Raw genomic sequence first — 21,302 nt, 5'->3', positions numbered from 1 at the left:
CCGGTATCGGCACGGCCATCGGACGGTAACCTGGCACGATGCGGATCCTGGTCGTCGACAACTACGACAGCTTCGTGTTCAACCTGGTGCAGTACCTCGGTCAGCTCGGTGTGGACGCTGAAGTCTGGCGCAACGACGACACCCGCCTGTCCGACGAGGCCGCAGTGGCCGGTCAGTTTGACGGGGTGCTGCTCAGCCCGGGGCCGGGCACCCCGGAGCGCGCGGGCGCGTCCATCCAGATGGTTCGGGCGTGTGCCGCCGAGCGGACTCCGCTGCTCGGGGTCTGCCTGGGGCACCAGGCCATCGGCGTCGCATTCGGTGCGACCGTCGACCGCGCCCCGGAACTGCTGCACGGCAAGACCAGCAGCGTCCACCACAGCAATACCGGTGTGCTACAAGGACTTCCGGATCCCTTCACGGCGACCCGCTACCATTCGCTGACCATTCTGCCCGAGTCGCTGCCGCCCGTGCTTCAGGTGACGGCTCAGACCCGCAGTGGCGTGATCATGGGCGTGCGGCACACCGAACTGCCGATTCACGGCGTCCAGTTCCACCCGGAGTCGATCCTGACCGAGGGCGGTCATCGAATGCTGGCGAACTGGCTCGCCGATTGCGGGTGGGAGCGTAACGACACATTGGTGCGGCGGCTCGAGAACGACGTGCACGCCGCGGTGCGGCCGTACTTTCCGGCCGACCCGACCGCTACTGACCGAACTTCAGCGTGATGATGCCGTCCCGGTTGACCCCGGAGCCGGCCGGCGGGTTCTGATAGACCACCCGATGGGACTGGGAGCCGCCGGCGTCGACGTCGGCGCCCTTGTCCAGAATTCCCGTCCAGCCCAGCGCGCGTAGCCGCGGTTCGGCGTCGGTCCAGAACATGCCGGACAGGTCGGGCATGACGAACTGGTTGCCCTTGGACACCTGCAGCTCGATCACCGAGTCCACCGGAACCATCTGTCCCTTGGGCGGATTGGTCCCGATCACCTCACCGGCCGGGCGGGTGCTGTCCACCTGCACCTGGGTGACCTTGCTGAATCCGTAGACGGTCAGGTTCTTCTGTGCGATGTCGACGGTTTGGCCCGCGATATCGGGAACCTGCTTGGTCTCCGGCCCCGATCCGACAATGAGCGTGACAACGTTGGTGATCGCCGACGTCTGATTGGCCGGCGGGTTGGTCCCGATCACCTTGCCCAGCAGTTCCGGGGTCGACGGGGAATTGGCCTGCTTGAACTTACTGAAGCCGGCGGCCTTCAGCTTGCTGACCGCGTCGGAGTAGCTCAGCGAGGACACGTCGGGCACCTCGCGCTGCTCCGGCCCGGTGGAGACGTTGATGGTGATCTCGTCGCCCGCGTTGACCGACGCGTTGGCGCCCGGATCGGTGCCGATGACATGGTCGGGCGGGATGGCCGAGTCCGGCTTCTGCAGGGTGCGGGTCTTGAAGCCGCGATTCTGCAGCGCCGCGATCGCATCGGCGGACACTTGCCCGCGCACGTCGGGCACCTGCACGTCACGGGTATTGCCGCCGAATGTGTTGAAAGCAATGACGACAACGATCGTCAGCACCGCGAGCGCGGCCACCGCGACAATCCAGCGGCCGACCGAGCCGACGCTGCGGTCCTCGCCCGCGTCGGCGAGAACCTGACGGGGCAGCGGGTCGGTCCGGGACGGGCCGGAGTTGCCCACATTGGCCGACATCAGTGAGCTCCGGTCGGCGTCGGTAAGCACCTTGGGCGCCTCGGGTTTCTCGCCGTTGTGCACCCGAATCAGGTCGGCACGCATCTCCGCCGCGGTCTGATAGCGGTTGTCGGGATTCTTGGCCAGCGCCTTGAGCACCACGGCGTCGAGGTCGGCGGAGATGCCTTCGTGCCGCTGCGACGGCGGGATCGGGTCTTCCCGAACATGTTGGTAGGCAACGGCCACCGGCGAGTCACCGGTGAAAGGTGGTTCGCCCGTGAGGATTTCGTAGAGAACGCAACCCAACGAATACACATCGGAACGAGCATCGACGGCGTCACCGCGAGCCTGCTCGGGGGAGAGATACTGCGCGGTTCCGATTACCGCGGCGGTCTGGGTAACGCTGTTGCCGCTGTCGGCGATCGCGCGGGCGATGCCGAAGTCCATCACCTTGACCGCGTTGGTGGTGCTGATCATGATGTTGGCCGGCTTGACGTCTCGGTGGATGATGCCGTTCTGGTGGCTGAAGTTCAGCGCCTGGCACGCGTCGGCGATGATCTCGATGGCCCGGCGCGGTGGCAGGGGGCCGTCGGTGTGCACGATGTCGCGCAGGGTTACCCCGTCGACGTACTCCATGACGATGTAGGGCAGCGGCCCGGTGGGCGTCTCGGCCTCGCCGGTGTCGTAGACGGCGACGATCGACGGGTGATTCAGCGCGGCGGCGTTTTGCGCCTCACGCCGGAAGCGCAGGTAAAAGCTCGGGTCGCGGGCCAGATCCGCGCGCAGCACCTTGACCGCGACGTCGCGATGCAGTCGGACGTCACGGGCCAGGTGAACCTCGGACATACCGCCGAAGCCGAGGATTTCGCCCAGTTCGTAGCGGTCGGACAGGTGTTGCGGCGTGGTCATTGCGGTGTTCCGTGTCGGGCCGGCACGTTGTGGAAGCCGGAGGTCCCTATTGTCCCGGCATCGGGCCAATTAATTCGCATTTCGGGACGGGCCCCAGCACCGCTCGGAGTCTTGGTCGGCGGCGGCCCCGAGGCGGGCGGTGTCCCCGTGTCGGTCACCGTCGGCGGCTGTTGCTGCTGGTCCGCCCGCGAATTGATGACGATCAGCACCGCAATGATGATTGCCAGCGCGCCGAGCACACCGGCGGCCCACAGCAACGCGCGCTGACCAGAGGAGAAGGTGCGACGGGCAGGGGGCGTGCGGTGGCCGCCGGTCGTCGGCCGCGAGCGACGGGGCGCGGCGCTTCGGCTCGGGGACACCGCAGCGGCGCGGGTGGTCGGGCTGGACGGGATGGCTGCCGGCGAGGCCCGGCCGGCGGGCGGTGTCGCACTGGGCCGCGGCGGGCGACGGCCGGCCCGTACCGCGGCCACGGCGTCGGCGAACGGCCCGCCGCTGCGGTACCGCATCGCCGGGTTCTTCACCAGCGTTATCTCGATGAGTTCGCGCACGTTGGGCGGCAGCTCCGCGGGCAGGGGCGGCGGCGGTTCCTTGATGTGCTTCATCGCCACCGTCAGGGCACCGTCACCGGTGAACGGCCGCTTGCCCGATACCACCTCGTACCCGACGACGCCCAGCGAGTACACGTCGCTCGACGGGGTGGCGTCGTGGCCCAGGGCCTGTTCCGGCGCGATGTATTGGGCGGTGCCCATCACCATCCCCGTCTGGGTCACCGGAGCGGCGTCCACGGCCTTGGCGATACCGAAGTCGGTGATCTTCACCTGGCCCGTCGGGGTGATCAAGATGTTGCCGGGTTTGACGTCGCGGTGCACCAGGCCGGCGGCATGGGCCACCTGCAACGCACGACCGGTCTGCTCGAGCATGTCCAGTGCGTGCCGCAGCGACAGTCGGCCGGTCCGCTTGAGCACCGAATTCAGCGGCTCGCCATTGACGAGCTCCATCACCAGATACGCAGTCCGGCCCTCCCCGTCCAACTGGCTCTCGCCGTAGTCGTGGACGGCCGCGATGCCCGGGTGGTTGAGCATCGCGGTGGTGCGCGCTTCGGCGCGGAACCGCTCGATGAACTCGGGATCCTGGGAGAACTCCTGCTTGAGCACCTTGACCGCGACGCGCCGGCCCAGCCGGCTGTCTACCGCCTCCCACACCTGACCCATGCCGCCGGTGGCGATCAGGCGCTGCAGACGGTATCTGCCGGACAGCGTCACACCAACTCGCGGGCTCATGGTCCTCCCTGTAGCGCGGCCTGGATCACAGCCCGTCCGATCGGCGCGGCGAGTGCACCCCCCGTCGCAGACAGGCGGTCGGCGCCATTCTCCACCAACACCGCCACAGCGACCTTCGGGGTCTGTGCGGGCGCGAAAGCGATGTACCAAGCGTGCGGCGGTGTATGCCGCGGATCGCTGCCATGCTCCGCGGTACCAGTCTTCGATGCGATCTGCACGCCGGGAATGGCCCCTTTCTGCTGTGCGACCTTCTCGGCGCCGACCATCAGCTCTGTCAGCTTAGCGGCGACCTGGGGCGACACGGCGCGCCGCTGCTCATACGGTGCCGTGGTGCTGATCGTGGTCAGGTCGGGCCCCTTGAGGCTGTCGATCAAGTAGGGCTGCATCGTCACCCCGTCGTTCGCGATGGTCGCGGCGATCTCGGCGTTCTGCAAGGGCGTCAGCGCGACGTCCTTCTGGCCGATGCTCGACATCCCCAGCGCCGCGGCGTCCGGGATGATCCCCACGGTCGACTCCGCGACTTGCAGCGGGATGACGCTCGGCGTGCTGTCCAGACCGAACGAGCGCGCCATGTTGCGCAGCGCATCGGATCCGGTGAGGAGCCCGAGCTGGACGAACGCGGTGTTGCAGGACAGGGCGAACGCCTGCCGCAGGGACACCGTCGGCTCGTTTCCACACGGCTCGCCGCCGTAGTTCTCCAAACTTGCGGTGCTGTTGGGCAACGGAATGGAGGGTGCGGCGGTCAGCTGTTCGGTGTCGGAGGCGCCGGCCTGCAGCGCCGCCGCCGTGGTGATCACCTTGAAGGTGGACCCCGGCGGGTATGTCTCGGAGATCGCGCGGTTGGTCAGCGGATTGTTCGGGTCGTCACGCAGCTTCTGCCACGCCTGCGCCTGGACTTCGGGATCGTGCGACGACAGCAGGTTGGCGTCATAGGACGGCGATGACACCATCGCCAGAATCTTGCCGGTCGCCGGTTCGAGGGCGACGACGGCGCCCTTGCACGGCGGTCCGCCGCAGTCCTGTTGCATCGCATCCCAGGCGGCGCGCTGGACCCGCGGCTTGAGCGTGGTGTCGACATTGGCGCCCCGCGGGTCGCGGCCGGTGAAGAAGTCGGCCAGCCGGCGGCCGAACAGCCGCTCGTCGGACCCGTTCAACAGTGGATCTTCGGCGCGTTCCAGACCGGTGCTGGAATAGCGCAACGAATAGAAGCCGGTCACGGGGGCGTACTCCGCCGGGTTGGGATACACGCGCAGGAAGCGGTAGCGGTTGTCGGTGGCGACCGAATAAGCCAACAGCTGCCCGCCCGCCACAATCTGGCCGCGCTGGCGCGAGTACTCATCGAGCAGAACCCGCTGGTTGCGCGGATCGGCGCGCAACGAGTCCGCGGCGAAGACCTGCGTCATCGTGGCGTTGATCAAGAGCAACACGATCAACGCCATCACGGTCACCGAGATACGGCGCAGCGAGGCGTTCATACTTTTTCGATCACCTCGGTGCTGGCCGCGGCGATCGACGGCTTGCGGGCGCGGGTGCGCAGGGGACGACGGGCGCTGTGCGAGATCCGCGCCAGTATGGCCAGCAGCACGTAGTTCGCCAGCAGGGATGAGCCGCCGTAGGACATCCAGGGAGTCGTCAGCCCCGTCAGCGGAATGAGCTGCGTTACCCCGCCGACGACAATGAACAGCTGAAGGGCCAGGGTCGACGCCAGGCCCGCGGCCAGCAGCTTGCCGAAGCTGTCACGGGTGGCGATCGCCGTGCGCAGGCCCCGCACGATGACGATCGTGTAGAGCATCAGGATGCTCGCCAGGCCCACCAACCCCAGCTCTTCGCCGAACGCGGCGATGATGAAATCGGTTGACGCGGCGGGCACCGTATCCGGCTGACCGTTACCGAGGCCGGTCCCGAAGATCCCGCCGGTGGCAAAACTGAAGAGCGACTGGACGATCTGGTAGCCGCTGCCGTCGGGGTCGGAGAACGGGTCCCACCACATCTGTACCCGCACGCGGACGTGGGCGAAAATGTAATACGCGACAACGCTTCCCGCGGCGAACAGCACCAGCCCGATACCCACCCAACTGAAGCGCTGGGTGGCGAGGTAGACCACCACCAGGAATGACGTGTACAGCAATAGCGAAGTGCCAAGGTCCTTTTCGAAGGCCATTACGCCGACCGAGATCACCCACGCCGCCAGCAGGGGCGCGAGGTCGCGGGGCCGGGGCAGCGTCAAACCCATGAAATGCTTGCCGACGCTGGTGAACAGGCCGCGCTTGGCGATCAGCACCGCGGAGAAGAAAATCAGCAGCAGGATCTTGGAGAACTCGGCGGGCTGAATTGAGAAGCCGGGCAAGCGAATCCAGATCTTGGCGCCGTTCTGTTCGGACAGCGATGCCGGCAACAGGGCGGGAATCACCAGAAAGATCAGGCCGGCCAGGCCGCATATGTAGCCGTAGCGCGCAAGCTGCCGATGGTCTTTCAAAAACGTGACCACCAGGGAAAAGGTCACGACGCCGATCAGGGTCCACAGCATCTGCTGGGTCGCGCTGGGGTGGTGCCGGCCGCTGAGCTGATTGGTGACCAGATCCAATCGGTGAATCATCACCAGGCCAAGGCCGTTGAGTAGTGCCACTATTGGCAGCAATAGCGGATCGGTGTAGGGCGCGAAGCGCCTGATGGCCATGTGCGCCGAGCCGAATACGACAAGGAACACCAGCCCGTAGCTGATGGCGGTCCAGTGCAGATCGCGCTGTTGGTTGGCTTCGACGATCAGCAGCGCGGCGACGGTGATCAGTGCGGCGAAGCCCAGGAGCAGCAACTCGGCATTGCGCCGGGTAGGCAACGGGGGCGTGACCGCGACCGGCGGCTGCAGCTGTGTCGTCATGCCACCGTCCGGCAATCGATGCCTGGTTGAGGTGGCGGCCCGGGAAGCGCGGTCACTGGCTGCGAGGTGGTCGTCGGGCCTGCCGGCGCGGAGTTCGCGGGGCCGTTGGCGCTCGCGCCCGGTGGGGGGCTGGGGCTCGGAGAGCCGGTGTTCGGTGGTGCTGGTGGTGCTGTCGTGCCGGATTCTGGTGTTTCGCCGCGGGTGCCCGGTGATCCGGGGGGAGACGTGGCGCGCGGGGGCGGACAGATGGGCAATAGATATTCGGCCAGCAGCTGGCGCAGCTGCGACTCGGCCTGGTCCAGGCTGCCGCCCGGCAGTCCGGTTTGAACTTGGACTTGTCCGGGGCGGCGCAGGTCTTGCAGCGTCATCAGCTGGCAATAGGCATGGCCGTCGGATTGCCCGTAGCTGACGAGAGAGAGCTCGTTCCGGGTGTTGAGGCAGCCCACCAGATAGGGATGTTGCAACTGTATGCCCAGCAGGGTGCCCTGGATTCCGCGGACGATGGAGACCCGACCGTTGTACTCGGCCACGTAATAGTTGCGCTGGATAACCCACCATCCGACGCCGAGGCCCGCCAGCACCAACAGCACCGCCAGGGCGCCGGCAAAGAACATCTTGCGCCGCGGCCACCGCGGTCGCTGCGGTGTCTCCGGTTGCGGCGCAACGCGTTTGGCAGACTCATCGCGGGGCCGAATCGCTGAGGCGCGCCCGGCCGAGGTGTTGGGCAGGGTCATCTGATCTTCGTCGCCCGACACCGCGCCGGCGAGGATCGGTTGGGTCTGCCCGTAGTCATAGTCGACCACGTCGGCGACCACTACGGTCACGTTGTCCGGGCCGCCGCCACGCAGCGCCAGCTCGATGAGGCGGTAGGCGGCCTCAGCGACGTCGGGTATCTGGAGGGCCTCGAGGATCGTCTCGTCGCTCACCGGATCGGATAACCCGTCCGAGCACAGCAGATAGCGGTCACCGGCGCGCGCCTCGCGCATGGTCAGCGTCGGCTCGACCTCGTGACCTGTGAGCGCCCGCATGATCAACGACCGCTGCGGGTGGCTGTGCGCCTCTTCCCGGGTGATCCTGCCTTCGTCGACCAAGGTCTGGACGAATGTGTCGTCCTTGGTGATCTGGGTCAGCTCCCCGTCGCGCAGCAGGTAGCCGCGCGAGTCGCCGATGTGCACCATTCCGATGCGGTCGCCCGCGAACAGGATCGCGGTAAGGGTGGTGCCCATCCCCTCGAGCTCTGGCTCGGCTTCCACCTGGGCGGCGATGGCCGCATTGCCGGAACGCACCGCGTTGTCGAGCTTGGCCAGCAGGTCGCCGCCCGGCTCGTCGTCATCCAGGTGGGCCAGGGCCGCGATCACCAGTTGGGAGGCCACCTCGCCGGCCGCGTGACCACCCATGCCGTCGGCGAGCGCGAGCAGTCGCGCGCCGGCATAGACGGAGTCTTCGTTGTTGGCGCGTACCAGGCCGCGATCACTACGCGCGGCATATCGCAGGACCAAGGTCACGGGCGTGCCCCCACGATCCCCGGTGCTCCGGCACCATCGTCGTAGGCCCGGATCACGGGCGCAACTCAATCGCCGTTTTGCCGATTCGAATCGGCGTTCCGATCGGAACTCGTACCGCAGTCGTCACCTTCGCCCTGTCAAGGTAAGTGCCGTTGGTCGATCCTAGATCCTCGACGTACCACTCCGAGCCGCGCTGAGACAGCCGGGCGTGCCGCGTCGAGGCGTAGTCGTCGGTGAGCACCAGCGTCGAGTCGTCAGCCCTTCCGATCAACACCGGCTGTCCGCTCAGCGTGATGCGGCCGCCCGCCAGCGCGCCTTCGGTGACAACCAGATAGCGGGCCGCATGCCGGCGCTGGCGTGACGGCAGCAGAGTGCTGCGCAGCGCCAAGCCGCGGCGCACCATGACGGCACCGGTGGGCGCGTAGATGTCGGTCCGAAGTATTCGCAGCACGGACCAGATGAAAACCCACAGCAGCATTAAAAAGCCGGCGCGCGTCAGCTGCAGTACCAGTCCCTGCATCTGGCGTCCTTTCCGTCCTAGCGTCGCATCCCTGGCGCCCGTGACTCCGAGCACATCGGCTACGTCACGATACTTGGACGGCGGATGACACGGGGCAAAGCACGGCAGCGTTAAGCCCAGTGGCTTAGTGGATCCGGACGATGATCTCCGAATGGCCCAAGCGGATCACGTCGCCGTCGGCCAGCTGCCACTCCTGGATCGGTGCGTTGTTCACCGTGGTGCCATTGGTCGAGTTCAGATCCGACAGCAGCGCGACCTGTCCGTCCCAGCGGATTTCGAGGTGACGCCGTGACACGCCCGTGTCGGGCAACCGGAATTGGGCGTCTTGTCCGCGGCCCACGATGTTGGAGCCCTCGCGCAGTTGATAGGTGCGGCCGCTGCCGTCATCGAGCTGAAGGGTGATCGTCGTTCCACCGGGGCCGTAGCCGCCCTGGCCGTAGCCGCCGTAACCGCCCTGTTGCCCGTAGTCGGCGGACTGGCCGTAGTCGGCCTGCTGTCCGTATTCCGGTTGTTGGCCGTACTCCGGCTGCTGGCCGTAGTCGTACTCCGGGCTGGCGGTCTCCGGGTAGCCGCCGGCTTGACCGCCGTACGCCCCGCCCTGCGCGTGCTCGGAGTACTGGGTGTACTCGGCGGAGCCGTAGTCCTGGCGGCCGTATCCCCCGCCCTGCTGGTAGCCCTGGTCGTATCCGCCGCCCTGCTCGGGGTAACCGGGTCGTTGTTCGGGCGGGGCGTAGCCGCCCTCGTCCTGGCGGGCCGGACCGCGACCGTAATCGCCGTAGCCGCCGTAGCCCTGCTGGCCACCGCCCTGCTGACCGCCGGGAGGGGCATAACCGCCGGCCTGCCGGTACCCCTGGTCGTAGCCCTGGCCGCCGTAGCCGCCGGGCGCGGGCGGACGCTGCTCGTAGGACTGCGGGTAGCCACCCTGTCCCTGCTCGGGATAGCCGCGCTGGTCTTGGTAGCCCTGCTGCTGAGGGGTATAGCCGCCCTGGCCCTGCTGGTCGGGGTAGCCGCGCTGGTCCGGATAGCCGCCCTGGTCCGGGTAGCCCTGCTGAGGTGCGTAGCCGCCGCCGTGTCCCTGTTCGGGGTAACCACCCTGGTCCGGGTAGCCGCCCTGCTCGGGTTGGCGGGGCGGCGGGTAGCCCTGCTGAGGTGGGTAGCCGTGCTGCTGTTCGGGTGGATATCCGCCCCGCTGGTCTGGTGGTCCCTGCGGGTCTGGGCCACCGCGCGCGTCGTCCTGCGGGCGCCCGTAGCGGTCGTCGTAGTACTCGTCGCCGGATCGGCCCGGCCCCTGACCCCCGCGGTAGCCAGAATTGTCAGTCATTGGTGCTACTCCTCGTTCTTCGCCGAACGCGTTATTTGATTGTGGCCGGACGGGGTCGTCGACCGTCGGGCGGGGCTGGACATCAGGGTTGACAGCACCGCGGGCGCGGTACTGGCCGGTGTGCAGGTTCGACGACTGCTCGAACCGAACGACCACCTCACCATACGTTTGCCACCCCTGTTCGTGGATGTAGTCAGTCAAGTACCTCGCGAAACCGCTCGACCTGAGATTCGAATCGGCGCTCACCTTCTCGAAGTCGTGCATACCGAGGGTAATGATGTATTCGTTGGGGGCCAAAAGGCGGTTTCCGTGAAGTTTCTGCACGCCGTCACGAGCCTCGCGGCATAACAGGGCTTCAACCTCTTGCGGAACGATCGATCCACCGAATACCCGGGCAAAGGCGTTGTCTACCGTCGCCTCGAGTTTGCGCTCGATCCGCGTGACCAGCCCCCGTTGGCTACTCATGTCCTACCGTTCGCGTGCACTTGCCATCAGGTATTGCCGTTGGTCGGCAAACGAATCACCCCAGCGCTGGCACACTCCCGCATCGTATCGGGACATCGTGGCGCTGCGGCACTTTCGAAATCGTGAGAACTGAATCGGCCCAGTTCAGAGCCGTGCGCGCCACCGGCCGTTCGGTGCGGTACGGCTTCGGATCCCGCTTCGCCGGTTCGAGAATCGGGCCATTAGAGTGATATGGTCCATCGGTTGTTTTTCCGGGCGAGTGGCGGAATGGCAGACGCGCTGGCTTCAGGTGCCAGTGTCCTTCGGGACGTGGGGGTTCAAGTCCCCCTTCGCCCACACTGAGCGGTTCGACGACAGGTCACGGCCTCGAAAGGGGTCGTGACTTTCGTTTTTGTGGAACTGCATTCGCCTCGCTACGTACCGGCGAGGCGATAGGTTCCGTGTCCCTCGACGATCGCGCCGTCCTGGAAGGTCAGGACCTCGCTTACCGGGTCGCCGTTCTGGTTGCGGTATGCGATGACGATCGTGTCGATGCCTTGGTAGACGCCTTCGACGGAGAACCTCAGATCCGGCATGCGTGCCAAGGCCCCTGTCCAGTACTGGCGCAAGGCTGCCTTGCCGCGGACGACGCCCTGCGTTTCCGGGAAGAGCTTGGCTGCCACCGGCGATGTGAATACGACGTCGTCATGAAAGTCGGCGAGGACGGCTTCGACGTCGTGAGCGTTCCAGTTGCGCGCCCACCGTTCGCTGAACGCGACCGCATCGACATGCATGTCGGCACTGTAGCGCCGGGATTCAGCGACGCTTCTAGCCGAACGCCGGGTCGGGGTCATAGTTGGCGACGAATGTCGAGAAGATGGTGCTGCACTTCGTGCGCGGTGTGCACCGCGACCCAGCGTAACGACCGCTCACTGGTTTCGGGGTAGTGATAGACGAGCGTGCGGTCCCAGTCATCGGCGGAGAGCCGGGCTAGCACATTGCTGAATAGCGTTGCGGCGTCGGCCAATTGACGAGCAACTCCGACGGGATCCTGCTCGTTGTAGCCGTCGTGCTCGGCGCGTACCTCGCGACCCATGGACGCGCAGTCGGCGCCATTGACCCGCCGCGCCGCGAGCACCCGCTCGCGTTGCACGAGCAGCACATCGCGTAGATGGCACCCGTACTCCAGCGGAGACCACACGTCGGGCCGCGCACGCAACCGTACGTCGCCGTCACTACAAAGAAGCGCACCGACTTCGGCTGCCCCTTCGCGGATGTCATCGCCGGCGGTTGCGGCACGCCGCAGGTCATAGCTGAAACCGCATTCGGCGCAGGGGCCCGTCACGGGATCATCATTTCAGACCGGACCTTGAGCGTCCGCACCAAACGGTGAGAGTGACGGCACGATTCAAACCTGTTGTGGCTGTGGTGATTGCCAGCAGGCCCAGGCCCACAGGATGCGGGCCGCCGATCGCCGGCGCGATCGGGCGGCTGATGGCCTCGACCGAGATTGAGACACGCCACCCAAGGGCGGGTCAGGGTAGCCTAACCTAATTTGACGCGGTAGGGTCCGACCCGTGACGTTGACTAATCCCCCTCGACCCCGCGCCGTCGACGATCAACCGCTCGGCACTCTTCCGTCGTGACCGGCGTACCTGTAGCCGCGCTCCCCCGCGAGCTCACCCATATCTCCGAGGCGGTCCGCCAGGTTCCTCCTCCGCCGGTTCCAGAATTGTTGCCGCCAAACATGATTCGCGTCGCCGACCCCGACGGAGCAGACGCAGAGATCGTGGCGGAGTGGATGAACCGCCCGCACCTGGCCACCACCTGGGAGTACGACTGGCCGGTGACCCGTTGGCGCAAACACTTGCGAGCACAGGTCGACGGCGCCTACTCGCGGCCGCTGATCCTCAGCATCGACGGTGTGGACCGCGGCTACTTGGAGATCTACCGGGCCGCCAGGGACTCGATCGCTCGGTGCTACGACAGCCAGCCACACGATCTGGGACTGCACGGGGCAATCGCAGACGAGGAGCTGATGAACCGGGGCCTTGGTCCCCTGATGCTGCGCAAGGTCATCGCGAGCCTTCTGGTCAAAGACCCTGCGTGTCAACGGATCATGTTCGATCCAGACCACCGCAACACGACGGTGCGCCGCCTCTGCGAGTCGCTGGGTTGCGAATTCCTCGGCGAACATGACATGCCGAATCGGCGGATGGTGCTGTACGCGCTGGAGCGCTCAACTGCTTAACCGGGCTCCGCGAGCAGAGTGAATTGACCCGCGTCCAGTGATAAGTAACGTTATGGGCAGCTCAGACGGTTGGAAATTTCTGCCCGCGATGAGATGCCCGCAGCTCGCTAGCCCTCAACGGTGTCATGGGACTTCCCTACATAGATAAGAATGCGCTGATCGCTGAAGCTGGCGGCGACCCATGGGCGATCAACGCGAGTCTGCAGGCCGGCAGCCCTCTGCAAATTTCCAATCTAGCCAAGGCATTCCATCGCGCAGGCCGATGCACTGCGGAATCCGACAACGCTTTCCAGCAAGCCCTCACCCGCTTTGAAGCCGCCTGGAATCACCAGGATGGCGGTCATCCGATCAACGACTCCGCAGAAGTTCAACGGGTCGTGCAATCCCTGGGCGCGCAGTCCTTGCAACTGCCCAAGATCGGTACAGATCTTGAAAACATCGCTGCGGCATTGGCCGATGCACAAAAGGCAGGCGGCGCGCGGATCACCACCCTAGATGCGCAGCTGAAAAACATTTCAGACTCGGTAGTCCACGCTGTGGCGCTGCTAAACGACACCAGCCTCAGCGGCGCCGATAAGGACGCGATACATGCCTTCATCAACACCTGCGAAGACGACGCCCTGCGCGACACCAAGGCGGCACTGGCTGCACTGCAATCAATTCGCAACGGCTATTCCGACGGCCTGCAGAAGTCGCTGACCAATCTTCACGCCGAAGGGTACGACGGTGCGCCACTCCACGGTGCCGACGCTGACGGCGTCGCTCCGCCGTCTCCCGACCAGCAAGCCGCCTTGGCCGACATTCGCCAAGCCATAAAACAGGCGGTAGCGGACCAACTGGCCAAGGTGCGCGCTGCGCGAGACGCGCTGAACAAAGCCGCGGCGGACCTCTATATCCACGGTCCAGGCTCGCCGGAAGGTGATGCCGCCAATGCCAGGCTGCCCAAACTGAAGGCAGACCTTAAGGAAGCACTCGACGGCCTGCGCAAGATACCCGACTACGACGGCATCGACCCCGCATCGATAAATGTCACTCCCGACGGGCATTTCATGTTCACCTACGACGTCAACGGGCAGTCCGTACAAGCTTTCGGCCAGCTCAAGAACGGCACGGGTGAGTTCTTCGACCAAGCCACCGGTACGTACTACACCTTTAACGGCGGCAAGTTGACCGGCATGCGCACGCCGGACCCCGGGCAGGTGCAGGCCACGCCCGAACCGCTATGGACCGCCATCACCCTTGCCGTCGGTGGGCCAGGGCTGAAGGCAGGCGGGGAGGCACTTTTACAGGGCGCGAAAATGCTGTTCGGCCGTGAAGCTTTCGAGGGACTGACATCGGAAAGTCTGGCGGCCCAGAGCCTCAGTGGCACACAGCTGCGTGAGGCTTTTGATCTCCCCCCGCGCAGCACGCCTGGGATCGGCGGTGAACCCGTTCCCGGCACTCACCCGCTTGAGCCGCCCTCAGTAGAGCATGCGCCCCCAGCCGACGCGCCCGTCGAACACGCGCCCGCGGCGCCTCACGTCGCGGTGTCAGATGCTCCGCCGCCGGTGGTTGATCCAGCGCATCCGGAATTTCATCTCGACGATCCGCTCAAGTACATGCCACCGGACTTGCGAGCGCTATCTGAACAACACCTGACCGGGAGCGGCGAAACCGTTCTGGGACCATATAAAAACCCGTTGGGGGGACCTTCGTACATCGATTTCGCTCAACAGCGTGGCGCAAGCTACTTCGACATCGGGGACGCATGGAATTCGGCCACACCCGTTGAGCGGCTCGCTGCTAATCAGCATGTCCTCGACATTGCAATCGCAAATCGGGACACTATTAAACTGTCGACTTCTATCGATAGGATTTTAGACAATACATATACGGCTGCGGAACTTAACTACCTGAAGGCGCACGGATACCAAGTAATAGATGGCTATACCCTCGTACCACCGAAGATCGGAGGATAGCGATGAAGACACTGTTAGAATTCATCGTCCATTATGCAGGCTTTCTTTACCTCAACCCCAGGTATAGGATCACAGACTCGTCTACCCGTGGCCTCGAGGACATTGATGCATCAATTTCGTTTTCCAGTGAACGGCTCAAATGGGATATCGTGAATGACCGCGGCATAATTTACCTGGCAGCAGTACCACTATTTCAAGATGGCTCCGATTGGTTTGCGCTTTCGCTCATTCGCCAGTACTTGGAGCGGAGCGACGACGCAGGACAGGGCCAGCCAGTGGAACAGGCCAATTGGCTGTCGCAAAACCTGAACCATGTTGAGCAGCTATTCGCGGACAAGTCAACCGCAGCCCGCGTGTGCGACGAGCTGACTGCTTTACGCCGCGCCAACTCATCCAAAAGGTGGGGATGGCCGAAACCAGACGGCGAGGGCTAGCTACATTTACAGCCGGCAATCTAGGGAAAACCGATCGCAAAAGCTTTACGTTCTCTGTCGGCGTCGTGCAGCAGTCGATTCACGTTACCCGAAGGAGCGCGATAATAGTGAAAACCCTTCTAGAATTCTTTCTACGGTATTTCGATTTCCTGTATCTAAGTCCCGACTACCGCATTACCGACTCGACCACTTCAGGAAGCCCATCTATTAACGCTTCCCTGAGCTTGGCTGGGCCGGTCGTCAGCTGGGATCTTTCCAACGACAGGGGTTAGGTTCGTTTTGCCGTTGCACCAACCAAGTTGGCAACGGTGCCAGATAACTGGTTTCGGATACCGCTAGTCCGGCAGTACCTGGATGGCTTCGATGAGATGAGCTCCGTATCTTCAGAGGAAACAGCAGCTTGGATTCGCGAAAACTTGGCACGCCTCGTACAACTTTGTAGTGACGCAGAGACGGACCGATCGTGTCAGGAACTTCTAAATTTGGCGAAGTCGCTTACAATTAAATACTTTGGTGCTCCGGAGGGCGAGTAGCCGAGCCTGATAGGCGAGCCACTTTTCGGGTTTGATGCTTCGATGGTTGGGGCACAGCAGCGAGCGACCGCTAAATGTGGCTCACCGCTGAACTTGCCACCTACGAGCGCACCCACTGCGTGATCTCCGGAGTGACCGGGTCGGTGATGTCGTCGAATTCAGGATGCTTCTTGAGCACCGTGCCGATCATCGAGCACACCGGAACGATGCGCTTGCCCTCATCCCGCGCCTCGTTGAGCGCCTCCTCGACGAGGATGGTCGCCAGCCCGCGTCCGCCATACGCCGGATCGATTTCGGTGTGGTAGAAGACGCGCTGATCACCGCGGTCGGCGAAATCGGCCAGCCCTACCGTCTTCCCCTCGACGGCGATCGTGTACTTGCCGTCCTGAAGGCTAACGGTGGCTTCCGCACCGGTCTTATCGGTTGTCATCTGTGCTTCCCTTTCTTTGCGGTGTAGGCCTGGGCCGCAGCCGAGCGGTCGGCAACGGCGGGGCGGGTAGGCGGGCGAGCGCTCCCCGGTATCCCTGGACGGCGCCGAATCGGTCGTCGGCGTCCTCCCACAGTCGGCGGTAATTGACGATGTCCTCGTGGCTTCGTCCGACGAAGTTCCACCACATCACCAATTCTTCGGTGAACGGGGCACCGCCGAGCAGCAGCACCCGCGCGGGTCCCTCCCCCGCGTTGTGCACCTGCAAATGGGCCCGGCCGGGACCTCGGTAGGCCAACTCGGCGATCGCCAGGGCCGTCCCGTCCACGTCTACGGTCCCCGAATCGCACAGCACCCCATGCTCGAAGGCCGGGTCCACGTCGATGTCCAGCGTGGCCGAAGGCTCGAGGTCAATCTGGGCGCCCAGCAACGGCGTAAACGTCGGTACCGGCGATCGGCTGCCGGCCAGCTCGCCCAAGAAGACGCGCGCCTGCGCACTCGCCAGCGCCACGGGCTCGGGCGCGTAATGAGCGAAATCTCGCGCTGTTTCGCGAGCGGATGCGGGCAACGCGACCCAGAGCTGGACACCGTGTAGTCGGGCGTCGGAATCAACCGAAACTTCCGAATGGCAGATGCCCGCCCCCGCGGTCATCAGATTCAGCTCGCCGGGCCGAACGGCCGCACGCACGCCGGCGCTGTCACGGTGCTCCACTTCCCCACCGAACAACCAACTGACTGTTTGTAGTCCCGTGTGGGGGTGCGGAGGAACGTCCATTCGCGCGGCGACCGGCCCGTAATGGTCGATGAAGCACCACGCCCCGACGAGCGAACGCTGCCGTTGCGGAAGGGTACGTTGCACCCGGATCGCCCTGGGGCCGCCCAACGGGACGTCCCGCGGTTGCAGGATTTCCACCGTCGGTGAATCGCCCAGATGTTGTGAAGCAGCACAAGCGACTTCGGCCGGGGCGGCTTCAAGATTGCTCATCCTCCACCCTCCGTCGCGGGCCTCCTCATGCGGCGCCTTCCACCGCGACCGTACCCGGCGTTCTTACTTGCGCGGCGGCCGCAGCACCTTCATGGCAAGCCGCATGACGGGCTCGGGCACGCGATCCTTCACCGACAGGGCGTTGTCGGCGACGCGGGATCGCAGCGGAGTCCCCCGCCCGAATACCCGGTTCAGCGGTCCGCCGGACGGCTCCAGCACCACATGTAGCGGCGGGGTGCCCACGGCGGCGCCCAGCGCGTTGGAGATGACCATCCGCTGAATCTCGCTGGTGCCCTCAAAGATGGTGTACAGCTTGGCATCCCGATACCACTTCTCGACCGGATGATCGGTGATGTAGCCCCAGCCGCCCATGGTTTGGATCGCACGTTCGGTGGCCCTGACCGCGACTTCGCTGGCGGCCATCTTCGACATCGAACCCTCGCCCCGTTCGAAGGGAACGTTATTGGCCGCCATCCACGACGCACGCCAGGTGAGCAGCCGAGCGGCGTCGATCTGGGTCGCCAACTCCGCCAACGGGAAGGCGATGCCCTGGTTGTCGATGATGGGTCCACCGAAAGCCTCGCGTTCGGTGGCGTACGCGGTGGCATACTCGAGCGCCGCGCGAGCGATGCCAATGGCTTGAGCCGCCACCATCGGGCGGGTCTGCTCGAAGGTGCCCAGCGTTGCCGATCCGGACCGTTTTCCACCCGCTACTACTTCTCTGGCTTTGGCGAGCTTGTGTTCGAGCTTCTCTTGTCCGCCAAGCAAATTGGCGCCCGGAACGCGAACGCCTTCGAAGAGCAACTCGGCGGTATGAGACGCCCTGCAGCCCAATTTGTCCAGCTTTCGCACCAGTTTCAGTCCGGGTGTACCACCGGGCACAACGAACAGGGCTTGGCCGCGATGGCCGAGCTCCTCGTCGACCACGGCGTTGACCACGTGAACATTGGCGATGCCGCCATTGCCGATCCACATCTTGTGGCCGTCGATGATCCAGTCGTCACCGTCGCGCCGCGCGTGGGTGCGCAGGTTGCGCACGTCACTGCCGCCCTCGGGTTCGGAGATGGCTAGGGCGGCAAGCTTGAGATCTCCTGGTGTGCCGAAACATTCGGGCGCCCATTCCAGCATTTGTTCCGGCGAGGCGGCCTGACCGATCGCTGAAAGTGCCAACGCCGGCATGACGATGGCCAAGCCGATGCCCGCACAGCCCCAGAACAGCTCCTCCATGAACATGGGCAACGAGATGCCGGTTGGATCGCCGATCAGATCGCGGTAAAAAAGCGGACTGTAAAAACCTTGTTGGGCCGCTTCTTCCAGCACTGCCCAGGGAAATTCCTGCCGCTGGTCGTAGTCCAGCGCTACTGGGCGTATTACTGATTCGGCGAACTCGTGCGTACGCCGGGCAAGGTCGTGTTGTGCCGCCGTCGGGGTCAGGTCGAACGTCATGTGGCGCCTCTAGGTCGACAGACTGGTCTTGCCGACGCGGACTACCCCGTTGACGGGCTTAGCAAACTGCCACCACCGGCTTCGGACGAGATGTCAGGCAGCCGAACGAGGTTTGATTTGCGCCAGCGGCAGGTGGAGCACGACCGCCGGGACGGCGACCGACTCGTGTTCGTGGCGTGCCAGCAGAGCCGCGTTCTCGGGCAGTTGTCGAGCATTGACCTCGCCGGCAGCGATACGTCGTAGGACGTCGTGTGCCCGAGCGAGCTGGTCACGCTTGCGGTACTGGCCACCCGGCAGCTTCACCCCGGCCCACACGCCGTACTCCTCGCGGTGCGCGATGGCGTGCGCGGCGCAGCGGCGCTGCTGCGCGAGCGGGCAGCGGCGCAGGCACTGGATGCGAGCCTCGGTGGCCGACCGCTCGTATGCGCGCGCCTTCGCGGCGCCGTCGCCGCCGTCGTCGTCGGGGTAGCCGAACCAGAGTTCCGGATTGGCTGCGCAGGGGTGTCCCATGTCGGTCTCCTTGTCGAGCGTGAAACGTAGGCAGAAGCGTATACATAAGTGGCGGCCGGCCGCAAGAGAAACGTGACAAAAACGTATATAGCGATATCGGAGCCGCTGGCTGTGTAATATCCGGCCCATGGCCGGAGCGTGCGGTGACCCGTGAGTCGGCCGGCGCGGCCATCCGCGCATTGCGTGAATCACGCGATTGGTCACTGGCTGACCTCGCGGCCGCGACCGGGGTCAGCATCATGGGACTCAGTTTCCTCGAGCGGGGTGCCCGAAAGCCGCATAAAAGTACAGTTCAGAAGATTGAGAATGGGCTCGGTCTTCCGCCGGGCACCTACTCGCGGCTATTGGTGGCCGCCGACCCGGAGGCCGAGCTGGCGCGCCTGATGTCCGCGCAGCCACCGGCGCCCATGCCCGCGCGACGCAGCGGCCCGGTGGTGGTTGACCGTCATAGCGACACAGAAGTGCTGGAAGGCTATGCCGAAGCGCAGCTCGATGCCCTCAAATCCGTCATCGATCGATTGCCCGCGACAACATCAAACGAATATGAGACGTATATTCTGTCTGTGATCGCGCAATGCGTGAAGGCAGAGATGCTCGCCGCCAGCTCCTGGCGGGTGGCCGTGAACGCCGGCGCCGACTCGACCGGCCGGCTGATGGAGCATTTGCAAGCTTTGGAGTCGACGCGTGCGGCGCTGTTGGAGCGAATGCCCACCAGCTTGAGCGCGCGTTTTGATCGGGCATGCGCCCAGTCGCCCTTACCGGAGACGATCATCGCCGCCTTGGTCGGCGTGGATGTCGACGAGATGTGGGACATCCGCAATCGGGGGGTGATCGCGCCGGGTGCGCTTCCCCGCGTCCGCGCCTTCACGGAGGCGGTCGAGTCGGGCCGAGACGAGGCAAGCCAGGACGACAAGGGGGCGTCGTGAGTCGATCCGAAATCGCGGCGCTGAGCCGTGCACACCAACTGTTCGCCGGCACCACCCAGCCGCCCTCCCTGAACGCAGACACCGTGCATTTCCGCAACCTGTTGCAGCGAGCCGCCACGTTGAGCGACAGGATGGCCCACGGCGGTTATCAACTCGCGGTGGTGCACGGCCGGCAACGTTTCACCGCGGCGGCTGATACCGACGCCGCGGCCACCGACATCATTGCCGGCGCGCACCGCGATCGAGCACAGGCCGGTGACCTGACCCGAAGGGTCCTGGATGCGGCCCGGGCGGATAACGATTGGCCGGGGACACCGCTGGCCCAGCGGGAGGCCGCGCGCCGACGCGTGACTCGCCTGCGGGCCCAGCGGGCGCATGTGGTGTCGGCGCGCGCGCGTGCGCGACACCGCAACGCCGAACTGCTGGCCTTACGTTATTGGCTCCGGCACGATCGCCGGCTTGGGGTATCGAGATTGCGCGGGCTTCGGAATGATCGGGCCGGACTGGCGGTGCGCGCCGCTTTGTCTCGACTGGGCCGACCTTACGTCTGGGGTGCGACCGGACCCGACCAGTTCGACTGTTCCGGGCTGGTGCAGTGGAGCTACGCGCAGGCCGGTATTCACCTGGATCGCACCACTTATCAGCAGATCAACGACGGCATCGCGGTGCCCCGTTCCCAGGTGCGGCCGGGTGATCTGGTGTTTCCGCACGCCGGCCATGTGCAGCTGGCCATCGGGAACAATCTCGTAGTGGAAGCGCCCTATTCGGGCGCCTCGGTGCGAATAAGCCGGCTGGGCAACAACGTTGCGATCCGCCGACCGGTATGACGAGCCACGACCGCCCGGTGACGCGGGCACGACGACGGGGGTGAGCCGATGACGGAGCAGCCGGGGCCCTCATTCGAGGCCGTCGAGGCGCGGCGGTCGGCGCTGGCGGGTAAGCACGGCATTGCGTCGGAAGCCGATCGGGTGCTGAACGAGGTGCTGACCAGCGCTCACGACGCAGCGCGCGAGAGCGTCAGGCGCCTGGATTCCATCGCCGAGCAGATCGACCACGCAACCGTGAACCAGGCGGACCTCGCCCTGGATACCCCCATGGGCGCACGCGAGTTCCGGAAGTTTCTACTGGACAAGCAACGTGAGATCGCGTCGGTCGTGGCCGAAGCCCGCGAGTTAGGTCAGGCGAAAGCCGCTGTGTTGCAGAGCCTTCGGATCCAGTACGGCGCCGATAGCGGTTAACCCGAAATAGTCCACACCATGCAGCAGAGTGAATTGTCGGCACTTATGCCCCTGAGTACTGTC

Annotated in this window: 20 protein-coding genes and 1 tRNA gene; 8 read left to right on the top strand and 13 right to left on the bottom strand. The window is 65.0% G+C overall.

Annotated features, from left to right (window positions below; all coding sequences use genetic code 11):
* The first annotated feature begins 38 nt into the window (after nt 1-38).
* Nucleotides 39-725, top strand: coding sequence for an aminodeoxychorismate/anthranilate synthase component II (locus tag AC5Y30_RS07370; protein ID WP_499917417.1), 687 nt, complete (start codon nt 39-41; stop codon nt 723-725).
* Here AC5Y30_RS07370 and pknB read toward each other — a convergent pair.
* The 7 genes from pknB to AC5Y30_RS07335 all read right to left on the bottom strand — a co-directional run bounded on the left by pknB (nt 703) and on the right by AC5Y30_RS07335 (nt 10,552).
* Complete coding sequence (gene pknB, locus AC5Y30_RS07365) at nt 703-2,583, bottom strand: Stk1 family PASTA domain-containing Ser/Thr kinase (RefSeq protein WP_499917416.1); 1,881 nt, start codon at nt 2,581-2,583, stop codon at nt 703-705. The two genes, AC5Y30_RS07370 and pknB, sit on opposite strands and share 23 nt — an antisense overlap.
* Entirely contained in the window at nt 2,580-3,863 is a 1,284-nt protein-coding gene (locus AC5Y30_RS07360; protein WP_499917415.1) for a serine/threonine-protein kinase, read from the bottom strand. The genes pknB and AC5Y30_RS07360 overlap by 4 nt, the downstream gene beginning before the upstream one ends.
* Entirely contained in the window at nt 3,860-5,338 is a 1,479-nt protein-coding gene (pbpA, locus tag AC5Y30_RS07355) for a D,D-transpeptidase PbpA (protein WP_499917414.1), read from the bottom strand. The genes AC5Y30_RS07360 and pbpA overlap by 4 nt, the downstream gene beginning before the upstream one ends.
* A complete protein-coding gene (locus tag AC5Y30_RS07350) occupies nt 5,335-6,741 on the bottom strand; it encodes an FtsW/RodA/SpoVE family cell cycle protein (protein WP_499917413.1) in 1,407 nt (468 codons plus the stop codon). Before AC5Y30_RS07350 ends, pbpA begins: the two co-directional genes overlap by 4 nt.
* Entirely contained in the window at nt 6,738-8,246 is a 1,509-nt protein-coding gene (locus AC5Y30_RS07345; RefSeq protein ID WP_499917412.1) for a PP2C family protein-serine/threonine phosphatase, read from the bottom strand. The genes AC5Y30_RS07350 and AC5Y30_RS07345 overlap by 4 nt, the downstream gene beginning before the upstream one ends.
* Before the next feature lie 52 nt (nt 8,247-8,298).
* On the bottom strand, nt 8,299-8,766 hold the full coding sequence (locus AC5Y30_RS07340; protein ID WP_007771646.1) for an FHA domain-containing protein FhaB/FipA: 468 nt from the start codon (nt 8,764-8,766) through the stop codon (nt 8,299-8,301).
* Between the two features lie 124 nt (nt 8,767-8,890).
* Nucleotides 8,891-10,552, bottom strand: coding sequence for an FHA domain-containing protein (locus tag AC5Y30_RS07335; protein WP_499917411.1), 1,662 nt, complete (start codon nt 10,550-10,552; stop codon nt 8,891-8,893).
* A gap of 253 nt (nt 10,553-10,805) precedes the next feature.
* Here AC5Y30_RS07335 and AC5Y30_RS07330 point away from each other — a divergent pair.
* A tRNA-Leu gene (locus tag AC5Y30_RS07330) sits at nt 10,806-10,888 on the top strand.
* A gap of 77 nt (nt 10,889-10,965) precedes the next feature.
* On the opposite strand, the gene AC5Y30_RS07325 is transcribed toward AC5Y30_RS07330, so the two are convergent.
* Both AC5Y30_RS07325 and AC5Y30_RS07320 read right to left on the bottom strand, forming a co-directional pair.
* Entirely contained in the window at nt 10,966-11,325 is a 360-nt protein-coding gene (locus AC5Y30_RS07325) for a nuclear transport factor 2 family protein (protein ID WP_499917410.1), read from the bottom strand.
* Between the two features lie 56 nt (nt 11,326-11,381).
* Nucleotides 11,382-11,876 (bottom strand): DinB family protein, encoded by a 495-nt coding sequence (locus tag AC5Y30_RS07320; protein ID WP_499917409.1) that lies wholly within the window; start codon nt 11,874-11,876, stop codon nt 11,382-11,384.
* A 297-nt stretch (nt 11,877-12,173) separates the two neighbouring features.
* Here AC5Y30_RS07320 and AC5Y30_RS07315 point away from each other — a divergent pair, with 297 nt between their 5' ends.
* The 3 genes from AC5Y30_RS07315 (at nt 12,174) to AC5Y30_RS07305 (ending at nt 15,174) form a co-directional block, all read left to right on the top strand.
* The gene (locus tag AC5Y30_RS07315; protein WP_499917408.1) at nt 12,174-12,782 is read left to right on the top strand and encodes a GNAT family N-acetyltransferase; all 609 of its coding nucleotides are present in this window, start codon (nt 12,174-12,176) and stop codon (nt 12,780-12,782) included.
* Nucleotides 12,783-12,907: 125 nt separating this feature from the next.
* Nucleotides 12,908-14,740 (top strand): putative alpha/beta hydrolase, encoded by a 1,833-nt coding sequence (locus AC5Y30_RS07310; RefSeq protein WP_499917407.1) that lies wholly within the window; start codon nt 12,908-12,910, stop codon nt 14,738-14,740.
* Nucleotides 14,741-14,742: 2 nt separating this feature from the next.
* Entirely contained in the window at nt 14,743-15,174 is a 432-nt protein-coding gene (locus AC5Y30_RS07305; RefSeq protein WP_499917406.1) for a hypothetical protein, read from the top strand.
* A gap of 633 nt (nt 15,175-15,807) precedes the next feature.
* Here the strand turns inward: AC5Y30_RS07305 and AC5Y30_RS07300 are convergent.
* The 4 genes from AC5Y30_RS07300 to AC5Y30_RS07285 form a co-directional block, all read right to left on the bottom strand.
* Nucleotides 15,808-16,137 (bottom strand): GNAT family N-acetyltransferase, encoded by a 330-nt coding sequence (locus AC5Y30_RS07300; protein WP_499917405.1) that lies wholly within the window; start codon nt 16,135-16,137, stop codon nt 15,808-15,810.
* Nucleotides 16,124-17,119 carry a pirin family protein gene (locus AC5Y30_RS07295; RefSeq protein ID WP_499917404.1) on the bottom strand — a complete coding sequence of 332 codons (996 nt, stop codon included), beginning with the start codon at nt 17,117-17,119 and terminating at the stop codon, nt 16,124-16,126. The genes AC5Y30_RS07300 and AC5Y30_RS07295 overlap by 14 nt, the downstream gene beginning before the upstream one ends.
* A 63-nt stretch (nt 17,120-17,182) precedes the next feature.
* Nucleotides 17,183-18,565, bottom strand: a complete 1,383-nt coding sequence (locus AC5Y30_RS07290; RefSeq protein ID WP_499917403.1) for an acyl-CoA dehydrogenase family protein — start codon at nt 18,563-18,565, stop codon at nt 17,183-17,185.
* A gap of 93 nt (nt 18,566-18,658) precedes the next feature.
* Nucleotides 18,659-19,075, bottom strand: coding sequence for a WhiB family transcriptional regulator (locus tag AC5Y30_RS07285; protein WP_499917402.1), 417 nt, complete (start codon nt 19,073-19,075; stop codon nt 18,659-18,661).
* Nucleotides 19,076-19,218: 143 nt separating this feature from the next.
* On the opposite strand from AC5Y30_RS07285, the gene AC5Y30_RS07280 reads away from it, so the two are divergent.
* The 3 genes from AC5Y30_RS07280 to AC5Y30_RS07270 are packed head-to-tail and all read left to right on the top strand — an operon-like array spanning nt 19,219 to nt 21,239.
* On the top strand, nt 19,219-20,001 hold the full coding sequence (locus AC5Y30_RS07280) for a helix-turn-helix domain-containing protein (RefSeq protein ID WP_499917401.1): 783 nt from the start codon (nt 19,219-19,221) through the stop codon (nt 19,999-20,001).
* Nucleotides 19,998-20,828, top strand: coding sequence for a C40 family peptidase (locus tag AC5Y30_RS07275; protein WP_499917400.1), 831 nt, complete (start codon nt 19,998-20,000; stop codon nt 20,826-20,828). Before AC5Y30_RS07280 ends, AC5Y30_RS07275 begins: the two co-directional genes overlap by 4 nt.
* Nucleotides 20,829-20,876: 48 nt before the next feature.
* Nucleotides 20,877-21,239 carry a DUF4226 domain-containing protein gene (locus tag AC5Y30_RS07270; protein ID WP_499917399.1) on the top strand — a complete coding sequence of 121 codons (363 nt, stop codon included), beginning with the start codon at nt 20,877-20,879 and terminating at the stop codon, nt 21,237-21,239.
* The last annotated feature ends 63 nt before the right edge of the window (nt 21,240-21,302 follow it).

This window comes from Mycobacterium sp. NGS27, from assembly GCF_059813005.1.
Note: the sequence above shows the minus strand (reverse complement) of the source record. Positions and strands in the feature narration are given on the sequence as shown.

Coding starts and splice junctions, on each gene's coding strand:
- AC5Y30_RS07350 (WP_499917413.1), bottom strand. CDS start 6,741: ATGACGACACAGCTGCAGCCGCCGGTCGCGGTCACGCCCCCGTTGCCT.
- AC5Y30_RS07325 (WP_499917410.1), bottom strand. CDS start 11,325: ATGCATGTCGATGCGGTCGCGTTCAGCGAACGGTGGGCGCGCAACTGG.
- pbpA (WP_499917414.1), bottom strand. CDS start 5,338: ATGAACGCCTCGCTGCGCCGTATCTCGGTGACCGTGATGGCGTTGATC.
- AC5Y30_RS07270 (WP_499917399.1), top strand. CDS start 20,877: ATGACGGAGCAGCCGGGGCCCTCATTCGAGGCCGTCGAGGCGCGGCGG.
- AC5Y30_RS07370 (WP_499917417.1), top strand. CDS start 39: ATGCGGATCCTGGTCGTCGACAACTACGACAGCTTCGTGTTCAACCTG.
- AC5Y30_RS07285 (WP_499917402.1), bottom strand. CDS start 19,075: ATGGGACACCCCTGCGCAGCCAATCCGGAACTCTGGTTCGGCTACCCC.
- AC5Y30_RS07340 (WP_007771646.1), bottom strand. CDS start 8,766: ATGCAGGGACTGGTACTGCAGCTGACGCGCGCCGGCTTTTTAATGCTG.
- AC5Y30_RS07305 (WP_499917406.1), top strand. CDS start 14,743: ATGAAGACACTGTTAGAATTCATCGTCCATTATGCAGGCTTTCTTTAC.
- AC5Y30_RS07295 (WP_499917404.1), bottom strand. CDS start 17,119: ATGAGCAATCTTGAAGCCGCCCCGGCCGAAGTCGCTTGTGCTGCTTCA.
- AC5Y30_RS07335 (WP_499917411.1), bottom strand. CDS start 10,552: ATGAGTAGCCAACGGGGGCTGGTCACGCGGATCGAGCGCAAACTCGAG.
- AC5Y30_RS07310 (WP_499917407.1), top strand. CDS start 12,908: ATGGGACTTCCCTACATAGATAAGAATGCGCTGATCGCTGAAGCTGGC.
- pknB (WP_499917416.1), bottom strand. CDS start 2,583: ATGACCACGCCGCAACACCTGTCCGACCGCTACGAACTGGGCGAAATC.
- AC5Y30_RS07290 (WP_499917403.1), bottom strand. CDS start 18,565: ATGACGTTCGACCTGACCCCGACGGCGGCACAACACGACCTTGCCCGG.
- AC5Y30_RS07360 (WP_499917415.1), bottom strand. CDS start 3,863: ATGAGCCCGCGAGTTGGTGTGACGCTGTCCGGCAGATACCGTCTGCAG.
- AC5Y30_RS07300 (WP_499917405.1), bottom strand. CDS start 16,137: ATGACAACCGATAAGACCGGTGCGGAAGCCACCGTTAGCCTTCAGGAC.